The following is a 17,136-nucleotide window of genomic DNA, read 5'->3' as shown; positions in this document are numbered from 1 at the left end:
CATGTAGGAGTGTGAGCAGAATCGTTGTTACTCTATGAGTGAGGGGAGTACTCCCACGAAGCGCACCATCGTCAACGCGGTATCGCCTCGGTACCCGGTGTTGCCGCCCAATTATGGGTGGGAAGAGACCTCAAGCCTCACTCCCTGAAAGGTCACTTGTGGACGTACACATCCTTGGTTGGATTGGCCTGGCCATCGTCGTAATTGCACTGATTACGACCGATATTGTTGGACATGTACGCAAACCTCATGCGCCATCGCTGAAAGAAGCGACAGCGTGGACTTTGGGCTACGTTGCTCTTGCTGCTGCTTTCGGTGTTGCTATCTGGGCCATCTATGGTCCAAGTTTTGCCATCCAGTTCTACAGCGGCTACATCATGGAATGGTCGCTGTCGCTGGACAATCTTTTTGTCTTCGTCATCATCATGTCTTCCTTTAGGGTTCCTCGTGAATTCCAGCAGAAGGCATTATTGGCAGGCATTATCTTGGCGCTGATCTTCCGTGCTTTCTTCATCGTTGTCGGTGTCACGCTTGTCAATCGCTTCACGTGGATGTTCTTCTTCTTTGGTGCGTGGCTCTTGTGGACCGCCTATTCCCAGGCGCGGGAAGGCGCATCGGAGGAACAAGAAGAGGAAGAACAAGTCGAAGAGAACGGTTTTGTTCGCTTTGTCCGCCGCATCTTCCCGGTGACCGATGGCTACATCGGTGATCGCTTCTTTTATCGGCATAGTGGGCGTACTTCCGTTACCCCGCTCTTCTTAGTCGTTCTCGCACTGGGGTCAGCAGACTTGATGTTCGCCCTCGATTCAATTCCTGCGATTCTTGGCCTTACGACCGAGTCCTATTTAGTCTTCGCCTGCAATGCCTTCGCGCTTCTTGGCCTTCGTCAACTCTTCTTCCTCATTGACGGTCTTTTGGAGAAGCTTGTCTTCCTGAACTATGGCCTTGCTGTGATTTTGGGATTCATTGGCATCAAGCTTGTTCTTCATGCCATGCACGAGAACTCTGTGCCCTTCATTAACGGCGGCCAGCCAATCCACTCCGTACCAGAGATTGGTATCCCCATTTCTTTGGGTGTTATTGCCACGACTTTAATCGTCACCGTTATTACTTCGCTTATTCATTCTCGCCGCCACAAGACCAGGAGCTAGCCCTAGTGACAACGAGTACGCCAGAAACTGCAATTACCGGCTTAACGCGGCAAGAGGTTGAAACCCGACGCCAGGCCGGGCAGGTCAATGTCACGAAGTTGCCTTCTTCGCGGTCATTGGCCTCGATCATCCGAGCGAATGTCCTGACCCTGTTTAACGCAATCCTCAGCGTTGCTATGGTCATCGTGGTCGTTTTTGGATCGTGGCAAGACGCAGTTTTTGGCGGAATCATGATCATCAATGCGATCATCGGGATTTTCTCGGAAGTGCGCGCGAAGCGGACACTAGACAATCTTGCAATAGTCGATGCGCCCCGGGCACAAGTACGTCGAGATGGCCTTACTGAACAGATCGATGTCGACGATATCGTTCTTGACGACATCATCGAGCTCAGTTTGGGTGACCAGATTGCCGCTGACGGCGAAATCCTCGAGGTATCCGGCCTCGAAATTGACGAATCGATGCTCACCGGCGAATCTCGTCCCGTCCTCAAGCAAATTGGTGATCGAGTTCTTGCAGGCACATCGGTTGTTGCCGGTTCTGGATTGATGCACGTCCAAGCGGTGGGAGCTGACCTGTATGCGCAGGGAATTGCTCGTCACGCACGAACTTTCTCTTTGGCAACTTCTGAGATTCAGCAGGGCATCAATAAGATTCTCCGCGTTATCTCGGTGGCCTTGCCGCCAATTATTCTGCTGACCTTATGGTCACAGACTCGTATTGCTGGTGACGGAGTTCCTCATGCCTGGCAGCATGCGTTGGTCTTGGCCGTTGCAAGCGTTGTCGGAATGATCCCTCAGGGCTTGGTGCTCCTGACCTCGATGAACTTCGCAATTGGATCAGCAACTTTGGCCCGTCGGGGCGCGCTTGTTCAAGAACTTCCAGCTGTTGAGGTTCTGGCCCGTGTGGACGCTCTGTGCTTGGACAAGACTGGCACGCTGACGACCGGTGGGATTCGTTTGCGTTCGCTTGAAGTCCTTGAGACTCACGATTTTGATGGGGAGCTATTTACTGCTGTTCGCGTGCTGAACGATGACGAAACCAATGCGACTGCCCATGCGGTAAAGGAATACCTCGATTCAGATTCTTCCTTACCCTTAGAGCATTGTGCAGATTCCTGGACGATTCCTTTCTCTTCGGCACGAAAGTGGGCGGCATGGGGGACCGCAGAGTCCTCGATTGTCATGGGTGCTCCTGAGATGCTCATCGATGGGATCGCGGAACTTGATGGACTTCGTCAAAAAGTCCGCTTGTACGCCGAGGAAGGCTTGCGTGTCCTCGTTGTTGTTCGCTACGGCCAAAGAATTCAGGATCAGACGCTTCCTGAGCGTCCCATGCCTCTTGCGCTGCTTGTCCTTGAGGAAGATCTTCGGGACGATGCCCGTGAGACACTGGCATATTTTCGCAGGCAAGGAGTGCGCGTCCGGATTATTTCTGGCGACAGCCCGACAACTGTTGCCGCGCTGGCAGCTCAAGTTGGTTTGCAATCGCCGGATGGCAATGCGCCTCAAGCATTTGATGCACGTCAGCTTCCAAGTGATCCGACCTCACCTGAATTCTTGTCGATCGTTGAATCTACTGATGTCTTTGGGCGCGTTACTCCCGAACAGAAACGGGCGTTGGTCAAGGCGCTTCAGACCCAAAAGCACTGCGTTGCGATGACAGGTGATGGCGTTAATGATGCCCTTGCACTCAAAGACGCGGATCTTGGTATTGCAATGGGTAACGGGGCCGCAGCGACAAAAGCCGTTTCGCAGCTTGTCCTGGTTGATCAAAAGTTCTCTGTATTGCCGAGCGTTCTGGGCGAAGGCCGACGCATCATGGCGAATATGGAGCGCGTCTCTTCTCTGTTCCTCGCCAAGACAACCTACGCGACACTCTTTGTGATTCTGAGCGCGATTTTTGCATGGCGTTATCCATTCTTGCCGCGCCACTTTACCTACGTCGACACCTTGACCATTGGCATTCCCGCGTTCTTTATTGCGCTTGGGCCAAACAATAGGCGTTACGTTCCGGGATTCCTCGTGCGAACTCTCTCTCTTGCCATTCCCAGTGGCATTGTTCTGGGCGTTAGTGCTCTTGCTGTCTATTCTTCGGTTGGAGATGGAACCGCGCTAGGATCCACGGCGGCAGCTCTTACTGTGCTGATCGCGGGGCTATGGCTGTTGTCAATTACTGCACGTCCTCTTGTGCCTTGGCGCATTGCACTCATCTGTACGATGGCCGCCGGGGGAGTACTCGGCGTCTTCATTCCGGTTGCCCGTCACTTCTTCGCATTTGAGTGGCCTTCAGCTTCTCTGTGGCTCGTCATCGTATGTGCTGGACTGTGTGCTGGTGCCGTGATTGAGGCGTTCTCGCGTGTCCTCTATTTGGGTCGACTTCGTGAAGCCGAAGAAGAAGGACGCGCGCGCGATTAAGAACACATGTTCGAGAAAAAGAACGTGTCAACACGTAAACTGATTGAGTGCATGATCAGTTAATTGTCCGCGGTGCGCGCGAGCACAATCTCAAGGGCGTCGATCTTGACCTCCCTCGCGATTCAATGATTGTCTTTACAGGACTTTCAGGCTCCGGCAAGTCCTCTCTCGCTTTCGATACGATTTTTGCCGAAGGACAGCGACGCTACGTTGAGTCTTTGTCCTCATACGCACGGCAATTCCTCGGCCAGATGGATAAGCCTGACGTTGACTTCATCGAAGGACTGTCCCCGGCGGTTTCGATCGACCAAAAGTCGACATCGCGTAATCCTCGCTCGACGGTGGGCACAATTACCGAGATCCACGATTACCTGCGTCTGTTGTATGCGCGCGCGGGTATCGCGCATTGCCCAAAATGCGGCGCACGCATTCAAGCTCAAACTCCACAGCAGATTGTCGACCGTGTGCGCTCAATGCCGGAGGGAACACGCTTCCAGGTACTTGCTCCCGTAGTTCGCGGACGCAAGGGTGAATATCAAGATCTTCTTGAAGAACTCAAAGCTTCCGGATATGTACGTGCGATTGTCGACGGACAATTGATGCGTTTGGAAGAGGTTCCTCCTCTCGAAAAGAAACTCAAGCACACGATTGAAGTCGTTGTTGATCGCCTTGTTGTCCGCGAAGGTATGCGTCAACGCTTGACTGATTCTGTCGAAACATCGCTGCGTCTATCCGATGGTCTTGTCGTGATTGATTGCATCGATCTGGATGAGGATGATCCCGAGCGACGCCGTAAGTATTCGGAGAAACGTTCATGCCCCAATGACCACCCACTCACTTTGGACGAGATTGAACCACGAACCTTCTCATTCAACGCTCCCTACGGCGCGTGTCCGGAGTGCTCAGGGCTTGGCTCGAAGCTTGAAGTCGATCCCGAACTTGTCGTTCCAGATGAGGAACTTTCTCTCGCACAGGGCGCTGTCATTGTTTGGAATTCGAATTTTAAGTACCACAAGCACCTTCTGACGGCGCTTTCTCAAGAACTCGGATTCTCCATGGACACTCCGTGGAAAGATCTCCCTGCTGAAGTTCGCGATGCCATCCTCAACGGTCGCAATTACGAGGTAAAGGTTAAGTTCCGAAACCGTTGGGGACGCGAACGTTCCTACACGACCGGGTTCGAAGGCGCACTGACCTACATTCAGCGCAAGAAAGAAGAAACTGAATCACAGCTTGTGGTTGACCGGATGGACTCCTACATGCGCGAGGTGCCCTGTAGCGCGTGCCATGGAGCTCGGCTTCGTCCGGAAGTTCTTGCCGTCACCGTAGGCGATTTATCGATTGCGCAGCTATCGGATCTGTCGATCAGTCAGGCGAAAAGCCATCTGGATCATGTTGAGTTTGAGCAGCGGTCCTCGGTCATTGCCGCACCGATCTTGACTGAGATTCGTGCGCGTTTGAACTTCCTCGTTGATGTTGGCTTGTCGTATCTGACCCTTTCACGAGGCGCCGCCACCCTTTCCGGCGGGGAAGCGCAGCGCATCCGTCTCGCGACACAGATCGGTTCAGGCCTTGTCGGGGTGCTCTATGTTCTCGACGAACCCTCAATCGGTCTTCACCAACGCGACAATCGCAAGCTTATTGCGACCTTGGAAAGACTTCGCGATCTTGGAAATACTCTGATCGTTGTCGAACACGACGAAGAGACGATTGAAGCAGCTGACTGGATTGTTGACGTTGGTCCTGGCGCTGGCGAGAACGGTGGGTGGATTGTCCACAGTGGAACGCTTGACGAACTTCGCCAGAATAAGCGTTCTCTGACCGGTCAATATTTAAGTGGAAAGCGCTCAATTGCTGTTCCCGCCACTAGGCGTCCGCGAGATCCCCAGCGACAAATTACGGTGAAGGGTGCCTACGAGAACAACCTGAAAGATGTGACGGTTTCCTTCCCACTCTCAACATTTATTGCCGTAACAGGTGTATCAGGTTCGGGAAAGTCGACTCTGGTCAACCAGATTCTCTACCGTTCACTGGCAACGCGCCTCAACGGTGCACGCCTCGTTCCCGGACGACATCGCTCGGTTACTGGAACCGATGAGCTCGATAAGGTCGTGCATGTCGACCAGTCGCCGATCGGTCGGACGCCGCGTTCTAACCCCGCGACCTATACAGGTGTGTGGGATCAGATCCGTAAACTCTTTGCTGAGGTCCCTGAAGCGAAGTTACGTGGCTACGGTCCGGGCCGCTTCTCCTTCAACGTCAAGGGAGGTCGGTGCGAATCCTGCAAGGGCGACGGCACTCTTAAGATCGAGATGAACTTCCTTCCGGACGTCTACGTTCCCTGCGAAGTCTGCCATGGCGCTCGCTATAACCGCGAAACGCTGGAGATCTTGTACAAGGGAAAGAGCGTCGCTGACGTTCTCAATATGCCCATTGCCGAGGCCGCAGAGTTCTTCGCGCCGATCTCGCGTATCGCGCGCCACCTGAACACTTTGGTGGAAGTTGGATTGGGCTATGTGCGCCTCGGCCAGGCGGCGACCACGCTGTCGGGCGGTGAAGCGCAACGCGTAAAACTCGCCTCAGAACTCCAACGACGCTCAACTGGCCGTACTGTCTACGTTCTCGACGAACCTACGACGGGTTTGCATACGGAAGATATCCGCAAGTTGCTGCTCGTCTTGCAAAGCCTCGTTGACAAGGGCAATACGGTTATCGTTATTGAGCACAACTTGGATGTCATTAAGAGTGCTGACTGGGTGATCGACATGGGACCTGAAGGAGGCAGCGGAGGCGGCACTGTTGTTGCCGAAGGTACTCCTGAAGAAGTTGCACAGGTCGAGGAGTCCTTTACCGGTCAATTCTTGGCAGAGATCTTCAACGGGAAGTAAGCACTTCTCAGTTGCATAAACAACGGGGCGACTAGATACTCTCTAGCCGCCCCGCACAACTTTACTGAGCTTCGGGAGTCGTCCCGGATTCGTAGAGCGCTTCTACCTCATCGGCAAAGTCTGCCAGTACTCGACGTCGCTTCAGCTTCAAAGAGGGAGTCATATAGCCGTTCTCCACGGTGAAGGCGGCATTAACAATGCGATAGCGTCGAATCGACTCCGCGCGTGAGACCTTCTTATTTGCCCGGGCGATCGCGCGTTCCAAAGACTCACGAACTGCCGGGAGTTCGGCAGCTTGTGCCGCATCCACGATGGGCAGTCCATGCGAGCGAAGCCACTCGGGGAGCATCTCGGTATCTAGGGAGATGAGCGCGCCAATATAGGGGCGGTTATCGCCGACGACGATAATGTTTGCGATGAGGGGATGAGTGGAAAGAGCATCTTCCAAAATCTCTGGAGAAACATTCTTACCACCCGCAGTGACGATCAATTCCTTCTTACGGCCGGTAATCCGTACGTGGCCTCGATCGTCAATCGAAGCAAGATCCCCAGTCCTAAACCAGCCGTCAACGAAGGCCTCAGCTGTGGCCTCGGAAAGATTATGGTACCCGCGCGAAACGGAGATTCCGCGGACAAGGAGCTCACCATCGGAAGCCAACTTTGCCTGGTTACCCGGCCACACGAAACCAACGCTGTCCGGGGGAAAATCTTCCGGGGTCTCGACAGTGATCGGACCAGTTGTTTCGGAGAGCCCGTAGCCCTGCAGGAGCGTAATACCCAAACCACGGTAAAAATTCGCGAGGTCGAGAGCTAGGGGAGCACCGCCCGAAATAATCGTGTGGAGATTGGGGCCGAGAATCGCCTTGACCTTCGAGAGGACCAAAGCGTCGGCGACTCGCCCGCGAATCTTGAGCAATGTCGAAGGGCCGGGCGAGGGGATTTCCGAGGCGTCAGGCACCGGCGTCGTGTCGGGGAGCGGACCTGCAACCAGAGATTCGGGTTTGGGGGTGTTCGCGTACGCAGTGGCTTGAGATAGTGCACGTGCTTGCTGTGCGGCCCAGGAGAACATACGTCCCTTGAAACCACCGCCAGCTTTGGCCGAAGCGGCATTGAAAACCTTCTCCAAAACACGCGGAACGACAAGAAGCATACTCGGCTTGAATGTGGCGATGTCATCAACCAAGTTGCGTGTATCAGGGGAGAAAGCAACGACCCCTTGACCTGCCAGCAAACAGTACATGACAAAACGTGCGAGGACGTGTGCGACAGGCAAAAACAGGAGCGAACGAGAACGCGGGTCGTTAATGAGGAGAGGCAAGAAGTCGTAGGCCTGAAGCATTGGGCTAATGAAATTGCCGTGAGTCAGCACGACGCCCTTGGGAACACCGGTGGTTCCGGAGGTGTAAATGATCGTTGCTTCGTCCTCGAGTGCTACTGCGTCAGTGCGCTCTCGAACTTTTTCAATCGGTACTTCAATCCCGGCCTGAGCCAAGACCCTTTGAGCACCCTTGTCGATCGATAAGATCTGCCGAACGCGCTCAGTGCGAACAGACTGGACAAGCTCAGCTTGTTGAGATGTCGCAGTGATGACAATGCGAACGTCGGCATCTTTGAGAATATGGGCAATCTGGACGGCCGAGTCTGTTTCGTAGATCGGTACGGTGATTGCTCCACACGACAGGGCGGCAACGTCAACGAGTGCCCACTCGTAGGATGTGGGTGCAAGGATTGCCAGATGCTCTCCCGGTTCAAGCCCGAGAGCAATCAATCCGCGCGCAAGAGAGTCCGCATCAGCTAAGAACTGATCAATGGTGACCGGCCGCCACGCCCCAACCGGAGAGCGGCGTTCGATCGCTACCTGTGAGGGGTAGTTTTCAGCACGCAAGCGAAGCATCTTCGGAATGTTCATTTCGGGAGTTGCCTGTCGCGTAGCCGGAGACTCCCACGAACCGTCTGCAAGCCTGCGTACTGTCATCTGTTTTCCCTTTCGGTAATTGTTGCGATGAGGCCGAGGACGTCAGTGCTCGCGTCGTCGGAAGGAGAACCTGCGGCGCGGCCTTTCAGTCGCTTCAACGGGTCCTCCGTAAAGCTCATCAATCTCGTGCGCGTAGTCCGCGATCACTTTGCGGCGACGCAGCTTCATCGAAGGTGTAACGTATCCGTTTTCTACGGTGAAGCTGGCGTCAATAATGCGGAACTTGCGGATAGATTCGGCGCGAGAGACAGCCTTATTTGCGCGCTCGATTGCGCGCTCAAGCGAGGCCTGAACTTCAGAAAGTTGTGCGGCCTCGGCAGGGGAGCAGCGGGGCAGCCCGTGCTTGCGAAGCCAATCGGGGAGCATTTCGGCATCCAAGGTAATCAGAGCGCCGATGAAGGGACGTTGATCGCCGACGACAATGACGTTCGCGATGAGCGGGTGTGTCGCAAGAGCGTCTTCGAGGATCTCTGGGGAGACGTTCTTACCGCCCGCAGTGACGATCAATTCCTTCTTACGACCGGTAATGGAGAGCTGACCGTTACGCGAGATAGAGCCGATATCGCCTGTGTGGAACCAGCGTCCATCGGGCATGACTGCCTGAGTTTCTTCGGGAAGGTGATAGTAACCGGGCATAACTGCCTGGCCTCGGACAAGGATTTCGCCGTCCTTGGCAATTTTGATGAAATTACCAGGAAGGGGAAGGCCAACGGTTCCAATCGGGTTTGCTCCCAGATGCTGAACTGCGATCGGACCGGTTGTTTCTGACAGGCCGTAACCCTGGATAAGAGTGATTCCCATGCCGGCATAGAACTGAGCGAGATCGGTTGCCAGTGGTGCGCCGCCGGAGACGATGTAGCGCAAGTTCGGTCCGAGGACGGAGCGAATCTTTTTGAGGACGAGTGCATCTGCGAGGCCGTGACGAAGTTTCTTCGTCAGCGAAGGGCCGAAAGTGCGCTGCTGAGCCACAGAGTAGCTGCGCGCCTGCTTTGCACTCCACGCGAACATTCGTCCCTTAAGACCGCCACCGGCCTTAGAGGAAGCAGCGTTATAAACCTTCTCAAGAACGCGAGGAACGACAAGCAGGATTGAAGGCTTGAACGCCTGGATATCAGGAAGCAAATTCTTGATATTCGGCGAGAAACCTAAAACGCCAGCACCGGAGAGCACAACGTGCATCACCAAACGTGCCAAAACGTGTGCGACGGGGAGGAAGAGCAAGAGACGAGTATCAGGCGAATCGATGACCTCACCCAGCACCTGGCGTGTGCCTGCGATCGTCGCGAGGAAATTCGCGTGAGTGAGGACAACTCCCTTTGGGACGCCCGTCGTGCCCGATGTATAGATGATCGTTGCGATCGACGAGGAGCTTAAAGATGAACGACGTTCCTTGATGTTATCAATTGAAACGTTGCGTGCGGCCCGTGCGATAGTGCGCAAGGCTCCTTGATCGAAGCTCTCAATTGCTCGCGTAAAATCGGGGGCAACCGTACGGACAAGTTCAGACTGTTGAGTTGTTGCGGTAAAGACACGAACAACGTGTGCATCCTCGAGGATGTGCTGAATCTGAGACGCTGAGTCGGATTCGTAGATGGGTACCGTAACTGCGCCAATGGAGAGCAAGGCGAGGTCCAGAAGCATCCACTCAAAAGAGGTGGAGGCGAGGATCGCAATAGAGTCTCCGGACTCAATGCCCAGTCCAATAAGGCCGCAGGCGGTGTATTCGACTTGACGTTGGAGCTCAGCTGCGGTCATCGATCGAACCGCACCAACAGAACTACGTGTTTCAACGACAACCTGATCCGGATGTGCTTCTGCTCGCCGCATGAATAGATCCGGAAGTAGCTCATCGGTGTGAATCGTGAACGTGGGCTTGATGGTGTACGAGCCATCGCGCAAGCGTTTCATTGCGTCTCCGTTTCAGACCTACGTTTCAGGTTGACACTAGGCATAGTAGCGCCAAATCTAATGCCATCTAGCTCACAGATCGTAGTACAGCTGGAATTCGTACGGGTGAGGATAAGCTCGCATGGGGGCAATCTCCACCGTTTCTTTATAGTTAATCCAGGTTTCGATCAGGTCTTCTGTGAAGACATCGCCTTCAGTGAGGAACTCGTAATCATTGCGAAGCGCTTCGAGTGCGCCCTCCAAGCTTGAAGGGATCTTTGCGATCGAGTCGTAGTCGGCGCTCGGTAGTTCGTAGAGGTCCTTGTCGATTGGCGCAGCGGGTTCAATGCGGCGCTTAATTCCATCAATTCCCGCCATGAGGCATGCAGCGAAGGAAAGATAGGGGTTCGCACTGGGATCGGGAACTCGGTATTCGACACGCTTTGCAGCCGGTGAAGTTCCTGTTACAGGGATACGAATGCAGGCGCTGCGATTGCGCGCCGAATAGACGAGGTTAATCGGAGCCTCGAAACCTGGAACAAGGCGTCGGAAAGAATTAACCGACGGATTGGTGAACGCCAAAAGCGCGGGAGCGTGCTCCAGTAGTCCGCCAATGAACCAGCGTGCGGTGTCGGAAAGTGAACCGTAGCCTCGTTCGTCGTAGAAAAGAGGCTCGCCGTTCTTCCACAGTGACAGGTGTGTGTGCATTCCCGAGCCGTTGTCTCCGAAGATCGGTTTGGGCATGAAGGTGGCAGACAGGCCGGCGGCGCGGGCAGCGTTCTTGATGACGTACTTGAACTTCATCATGTCATCAGCTGCGGCCATCAGGGTATTGAAGCGGTAGTTGATTTCCTGCTGGCCGCCAGAACCAACCTCGTGGTGGGCGCGTTCAAGGGTAAGTCCGACCTCGGTCAAGAGGTTAGCCATTTCATCACGCAGGTCGGTGAAGTCATCAGCGGGGGAGACCGGGAAGTATCCGCCCTTGACGGGAACCTTGTACCCGAGGTTTCCACCCGCCTCGCTGCGTCCGGTATTCCAGTAGGCCTCGTCAGAATCGAGAGCGTAGAAGGTGTGTTGCGGACTCACTTGGTAGCGAACGTCATTGAAAACGAAGAACTCAGCTTCTGCTCCGATGTAGCACGTATCGGCAATGCCGGTCGAACGCAGGTAAGCCTCGGCCTTGGCAGCGACTTGGCGCGGGTCGCGCGAGAAGGGCTCATCGGTGAAAGGGTCGACGATCGAGAAAATAATGACCAGTGTCTTGTTAGCGCGGAAAGGATCAACAAAAGCAGAGGACAGATCGGGAATCAGTTTCATGTCCGACTCGTGGATTTGCGTGAAGCCCCGAACTGAGGAGCCGTCGAACATCAGGCCGTCTTTAAGGACCGAGGCCTCGAGTTCGCTGGCGGGAATCGTGAAGTGTTGCTGAACGCCGGGAAGATCACAGAAGCGCACATCAATGTACGCGATCTCTTCTTGTGCAATGAAGTCGATAACTTCTTGGGCCTGGGTAAACATGACGAACCTTTCCGCACCGGTAACTTCAAGAAATGATAAACCCAGCACCAAGAGTTTTTCCATAGGCCTGCTGGGTGCGCACAAAGTTCATGGCGCGGCTAGGCTAAAAGAATGGCTGATCCATCAACCTATCGTCCGAAAACCGGGGAAATCCCGACCGATCCCGGGGTGTACCGTTTTCGCGACGAACAGGGGCAAGTGATCTACGTTGGGAAAGCCAAAAATCTTCGTGCGCGTTTGACCAACTATTTTCAGGATCTAGCCAATCTACATCCCCGCACCCAGAAAATGGTCACGACTGCGGCCTCGGTTCAATGGACCGTTGTACGTAGCGAAATTGAAGCACTCACCCTAGAGTTCACGTGGATTAAAGAATTCAATCCACGCTTCAATGTGATGTTTAAGGACGACAAGTCCTATCCCTATCTGGCGGTCAGCATGGGGGAGAAGTATCCCCGAGTTCAGGTCACGCGCGAGGCGCGCCGGAAGGACAGTCGATACTTTGGACCCTACACAAAGGTGTGGGCGATTCGAGAGACCATTGATCTCCTCTTGCGAGTGTTTCCGCTGCGAACCTGTTCAGCCGGGGTCTTTCGTCGTGCGCAGGCGCAAGGGCGCCCGTGTCTATTGGGCTATATCGATAAGTGCTCAGCCCCTTGTGTCGGGCGTATCTCCCAAGAAGAACATCGAGCTCTTGCCCAAGCAATGTGCGAGTTCATGGAAGGCCGAGCAACTCCCGTATTGCGCCAGATCGAGGCCGAGATGCGTGAAGCAAGCGCTCAGCTTGATTTCGAAACCGCGGCTGAAAAACGCGACGATTTACAGGCGCTGCGAACGGTGCTCGAAAAGAACACCATGGTTCTGGGCGACGGAACGGATGCGGATATTTTTGCTCTTGTGAGCGATGAATTGGATGCAGCTGTTCATGTTTTCCACGTCCGCGGCGGAAGAATCCGCGGTACCCGTGGCTGGGTGATTGAGCGCGATGATGATGCTGATGAATCGGAGCTCATGTCTCGGCTTTTCGAACAGATTTACTCCGAAATACCGGAGGACTCTGGAACGGGAGCGCGCGCCATTGAGCAGGCCCAAGCAGTCTCTGTCGATGATGTTGTCCACACTCCTACGCGTGCGGTTCCCCGAGAAATTCTTGTCAGCGTCATGCCAGATGATCGAGAGACACTGGCTCAGTGGCTTGCGGGCAAGCGTGGCGGCATCGTCGATATTCATGTCCCCCAAAGGGGTAACAAAGCTCAGCTGATGGAGACTGTGAAGGAGAATGCGAAGCAGGCTCTGGTGCTTCACAAGACTCGCCGTTCGGGCGATCTTGCTCAACGAGGCCAAGCAATGGATGAATTGGCGCAATACCTTGACCTTCCAGCTGCACCTCTTCGAATCGAGTGTTACGACATTTCGCATACTCAAGGTCAGCAGCAGGTCGGATCGATGGTCGTCTTTGAAGACGGCACCCCGCGTAAAGATGCCTATCGGCACTTCAACATCCATGGTGATGACGGAAATGGGACGCCGGACGACACCTCGGCAATGGATGAAGTATTGCGGAGACGTTTCCGTCGTCTCCTGGCCGAGGAAAACGGTGAAGATGGCGAAGATGATGAGGGTATTGCTTTCGAGTCCGGTCCGGTCGATGCTAGCGGGAGACCACGGCGTTTTTCCTATCGGCCAGATCTTGTGGTCGTCGATGGCGGTCTTCCTCAAGTGAATGCTGCACGCAGTGCACTCGACGCAATGGGAATCGATATTCCGCTGATTGGCTTGGCCAAACGATTGGAAGAAGTCTGGATTCCAGGAGAAGATTTCCCGGTCATTTTCCCCAGGACCTCGGCTGCCTTGTACATGCTCCAATATGTGCGCGATGAATCCCATCGTTTTGCAATTACTGCTCATAGGAAACGTCGCGCAAAGACCCAGCAGCGTTCGGTTCTTGACGAGATCCCGGGCGTTGGCCCCTCCCGACAGAAGGCGCTCCTGCGCTGCTTTGGTTCGGTTAAGAAGATCCGCGAGGCCACTGTCGGGGCCATCGCCGAAGTGCCTGGGATTGGAGATACCCTTGCGCAGACTATTTTCGATGCGTTGAACCCTGAGCAGAAAACTGACTAAAGTGGCGAAACTTCGGTAACAATCGTCAACAAATGGCACCATAGGACTATGAGCGATATCCCTATGCCCCCCGTTCCCACTGAGGACACTGTTCCTGGAGGGATTCCGTTGCTTGATGAGATTGCCCCAGAGGTTCCCGATCCGGGTTCAAACGAAGTCGTGATCATCACCGGCTGTTCAGGTGCAGGACGAACCGGTGCCGCTCGAGCTCTTGAAGATCTTGACTGGTACGTTGTCGATAATCTTCCACCGGCTATGCTTCCTGCCCTCGTGGGAATGATGTCCCCAGACGGCGGGGGAGTGCACCGTCTAGCCGTCGTTGTTGATGTACGTTCCCGAGAGTTTTTTGCTGACTTCGCTCGTTCCCTTGAACAGCTGCGCGAGCTTGGAGTGACCTATCGGGTGTTCTTCCTTGAAGCGTCGACGGACACGTTGGTTCGGCGTTATGAATCGAATCGACGCCCCCACCCGCTTCAAGGAGACGGCACTCTTCTCGAAGGAATTCACGCCGAGGCCCGCGCACTTGCTCCGGTTCGGCGTGCGGCAGATGTCGTTATTGATACCTCGGGGATGTCTGTTCACGATCTGACGCGACATATTCGTGATGTGATCGCCGATGCCGGTGATGTTCCACTTCGAATTACGGTTGAATCCTTTGGGTTTAAGCATGGACTTCCCCTGGATGCAGATCATGTTCTGGACGTTCGTTTCTTAAAGAACCCTTATTGGGTTGATGAGCTGCGCCATCTGACAGGAAAAGACCAACCCGTCGCTGACTATGTGCTTTCACAACCCGGTGCTCGTGACTTTGTTCTGGGCTACGCAGATCTCCTCGCTCCCATGCTCAGGGGGTATATTGGTGAGCTCAAGCGGTACACGACGATCGCAGTTGGGTGCACGGGCGGGAAGCACCGTTCAGTGGCGAGCGCAGAGCTCATTGCCCGCCGGCTGCGTGAACATGGATTTAGTGTTCGCGTCACGCACCGCGATATGGGAAAGGAATAGTCGATGACCTACGTTGATGCTGCTGGGTGGATGCAGCGCGGCGATTCGAATAATCGCGTCGTCGCTCTGGGTGGCGGACACGGATTGTCCGCAACTCTTCGCGCCCTTCGACACATCACGCGTCAGCTCACCGCTGTTGTCACCGTTGCAGACGATGGCGGTTCTTCTGGACGTCTGCGCTCAGAAATGCCGATTCTCCCACCTGGCGACTTGCGCATGGCGCTTGCCTCACTGTGTGAAGAAACAGAGTGGGGGCTGACGTGGCGCGATGTTTTCCAGATGCGCTTGAAGACCAGCGGGCCAATGGATGGACATGCAGTTGGCAATATCGTCATTGCCGGGTTGTGGCAGCTTCTTGATGACCCGGTAGAAGGACTCGATTTTGTTGGTCGCCTCTTAGGCGCTCAGGGGCGCGTGCTTCCGATGTCTGTCGATCCACTGAGCATTGAAGCTGATATGGATGACAACGGCCGGCACTACACGGTGAAGGGACAATCGAAAGTTGCGATTGCCCCCGGGACGGTTGAAGCGGTTCGTTTGACCCCGGAGAAGCCGCGCGTTCCTGCAGCTGTCACTGAAGCCATCTCTGAGGCCGACTGGGTTGTTCTAGGACCAGGTTCGTGGTACACCTCGGTGATTCCGCATCTGTTGGTTCCTGAACTTCACCGCTCGCTGGTCACCACCGAAGCCCATCGTGCGCTCATTTTGAATCTCTCGCGTCAACGCGGGGAAACAGACACGATGACCACGGCTGACCATGTTCGCGTTATTGCCCGGTATGCGCCGAGTTTCAAGCTCGATGTCGTCATTGCTGATCCGACGACGACTGATGATATTGATGACCTTGCCGAGGCCGCTGATGCTTTGGGTGCGCGAGTCCTCCTTCGTCAGGTGCGCACGGGCGACGGCGAGCCTCACCATGATCCTCTTCGGCTGGCCGCAGCCTTACGAGATGCTTTTGATGGTTTCCTTGGTGAAGTTGGTCGTAGCGAGACCTGGCTTCCCTGATTTCTCACAGTGCATGTACTTTCCCTAAAGGAGTAAAGGTGTCCCTCACATCGGATATGAAGGATGAGCTTGCCCGCAGCGCGGTTACTTCGCAGTCCGCGATGGCGGCCGAGGTCTGCGCGATTCTTCGTTTTTCGGGTGGTCTTCACCTAGTGGGTGGCCGCATCCTCATCGAGGCCGAACTTGATTCTTCCGTTGCGGTCCGCCGTCTTCGCGCTTTCCTCTCGACTCTGTACAACGTCGAGTCCTTCGTTGTTGTGGTTTCGGGTTCGTCACTGCGCCGGGGCAAGCGCTACGTGGTTCGGGTCGTGCATCGGGCGGATGAACTCGCACGTCTCAGTGGCCTCGTTGATGCTGCGGGACGGCCGGTCCGCGGGCTGCCGGCGGCGCTTGTTGCAGCAGGCAAGGACGAGGCCGCAGCGGTCTGGCGTGGAGCTTTCCTCGCGCGTGGCTCACTTCTGGAACCGGGACGTTCATCATCTTTGGAAATTACGTGTCCGGGACCAGAGGTTGCCTTGGCGATGGTTGGACTGGCGCGCAAGCTTGGTGCGGTCGTTCGCTCCAAAGAAGTGCGCGGTTCGGATCGAGTGACAGCTCGTGACTCTGAAGCAATCAGTGCGCTGATTCGGGCGCTTGGAGCCCCGGCAACTCATCGCTCATGGGAACAGAGGCGCGAGCGCCGTGAAGCGCGGGGCTCAGCTAATCGTCTTGCGAATTTTGACGACGCCAACCTTCGGCGCAGTGCGCGTGCTGCGGTCGCTGCCGGTGCACGAGTGGAGCGGGCTTTCGCGATCCTTGGCGATGATGTCCCCGAGCACTTGCGCGAAGCGGGTGAACTGCGCATTAAATTTAAGCAGGCCTCGCTTGAGGAACTTGGAAAGCACACTGATCCGCCTTTGACGAAGGATGCAGTTGCAGGACGCATCCGCAGGCTTCTGGCGATGGCAGACAAGGTAGCGCATGATCGCGGGATTCCGGATACCGAGTCTGCGCTCACTCTTGACATGCTCGACGGTGACTGAGATCTCTCTTTCAGCATAATGTGGGCCAGCTCTCTAAGGACTTAGTTCACCCTCATCTGTTGCGGTGAGGGTGTAGATTAGAAGTACTGGAACCGCAGAGCACTGCGGGCCATAGATGCAAACCGCATCTTCATGGTTGATACA

At 55.0% G+C, this 17,136-nt stretch carries 10 protein-coding genes; 7 read left to right on the top strand and 3 right to left on the bottom strand.

Going from position 1 to position 17,136, the window contains the following annotated elements:
• Positions 1-158: 158 nt before the first annotated feature.
• From ACWNMW_RS06105 to uvrA, 3 genes are read left to right on the top strand one after another with little or no spacing between them, the layout of a single operon-like run.
• Positions 159-1,151, top strand: coding sequence for a TerC/Alx family metal homeostasis membrane protein (locus ACWNMW_RS06105; protein WP_449490366.1), 993 nt, complete (start codon positions 159-161; stop codon positions 1,149-1,151).
• 5 nt (positions 1,152-1,156) lie between these two features.
• Positions 1,157-3,568, top strand: coding sequence for an HAD-IC family P-type ATPase (locus ACWNMW_RS06100; protein ID WP_449490365.1), 2,412 nt, complete (start codon positions 1,157-1,159; stop codon positions 3,566-3,568).
• Between the two features lie 47 nt (positions 3,569-3,615).
• Positions 3,616-6,456 carry an excinuclease ABC subunit UvrA gene (uvrA, locus tag ACWNMW_RS06095; protein ID WP_449490364.1) on the top strand — a complete coding sequence of 947 codons (2,841 nt, stop codon included), beginning with the start codon at positions 3,616-3,618 and terminating at the stop codon, positions 6,454-6,456.
• A 61-nt stretch (positions 6,457-6,517) separates the two neighbouring features.
• On the opposite strand, the gene ACWNMW_RS06090 is transcribed toward uvrA, so the two are convergent.
• The 3 genes from ACWNMW_RS06090 to glnA all read right to left on the bottom strand — a co-directional run bounded on the left by ACWNMW_RS06090 (position 6,518) and on the right by glnA (position 11,836).
• On the bottom strand, positions 6,518-8,431 hold the full coding sequence (locus ACWNMW_RS06090; RefSeq protein WP_449490363.1) for an AMP-dependent synthetase/ligase: 1,914 nt from the start codon (positions 8,429-8,431) through the stop codon (positions 6,518-6,520).
• Positions 8,432-8,473: 42 nt separating this feature from the next.
• Complete coding sequence (locus ACWNMW_RS06085; protein ID WP_034503398.1) at positions 8,474-10,339, bottom strand: AMP-dependent synthetase/ligase; 1,866 nt, start codon at positions 10,337-10,339, stop codon at positions 8,474-8,476.
• 72 nt (positions 10,340-10,411) lie between these two features.
• Entirely contained in the window at positions 10,412-11,836 is a 1,425-nt protein-coding gene (gene glnA, locus ACWNMW_RS06080; protein ID WP_295894281.1) for a type I glutamate--ammonia ligase, read from the bottom strand.
• A gap of 111 nt (positions 11,837-11,947) precedes the next feature.
• On the opposite strand from glnA, the gene uvrC reads away from it, so the two are divergent.
• From uvrC to whiA, 4 genes are read left to right on the top strand one after another with little or no spacing between them, the layout of a single operon-like run.
• Entirely contained in the window at positions 11,948-13,957 is a 2,010-nt protein-coding gene (uvrC, locus tag ACWNMW_RS06075) for an excinuclease ABC subunit UvrC (RefSeq protein ID WP_314213071.1), read from the top strand.
• Between the two features lie 48 nt (positions 13,958-14,005).
• Positions 14,006-14,962, top strand: a complete 957-nt coding sequence (rapZ, locus tag ACWNMW_RS06070; RefSeq protein ID WP_034503394.1) for an RNase adapter RapZ — start codon at positions 14,006-14,008, stop codon at positions 14,960-14,962.
• 3 nt (positions 14,963-14,965) lie between these two features.
• Positions 14,966-15,970: a gluconeogenesis factor YvcK family protein gene (locus ACWNMW_RS06065; RefSeq protein WP_295894289.1), complete on the top strand. Its 1,005-nt coding sequence runs from the start codon at positions 14,966-14,968 to the stop codon at positions 15,968-15,970.
• A 38-nt stretch (positions 15,971-16,008) separates the two neighbouring features.
• Positions 16,009-16,992: a DNA-binding protein WhiA gene (gene whiA, locus ACWNMW_RS06060; RefSeq protein ID WP_034503389.1), complete on the top strand. Its 984-nt coding sequence runs from the start codon at positions 16,009-16,011 to the stop codon at positions 16,990-16,992.
• Positions 16,993-17,136: the final 144 nt, after the last annotated feature.

This window comes from Actinomyces sp. Marseille-QA0893 (assembly GCF_976954355.1).
This window is presented reverse-complemented; position numbering and strand designations above follow the sequence as displayed.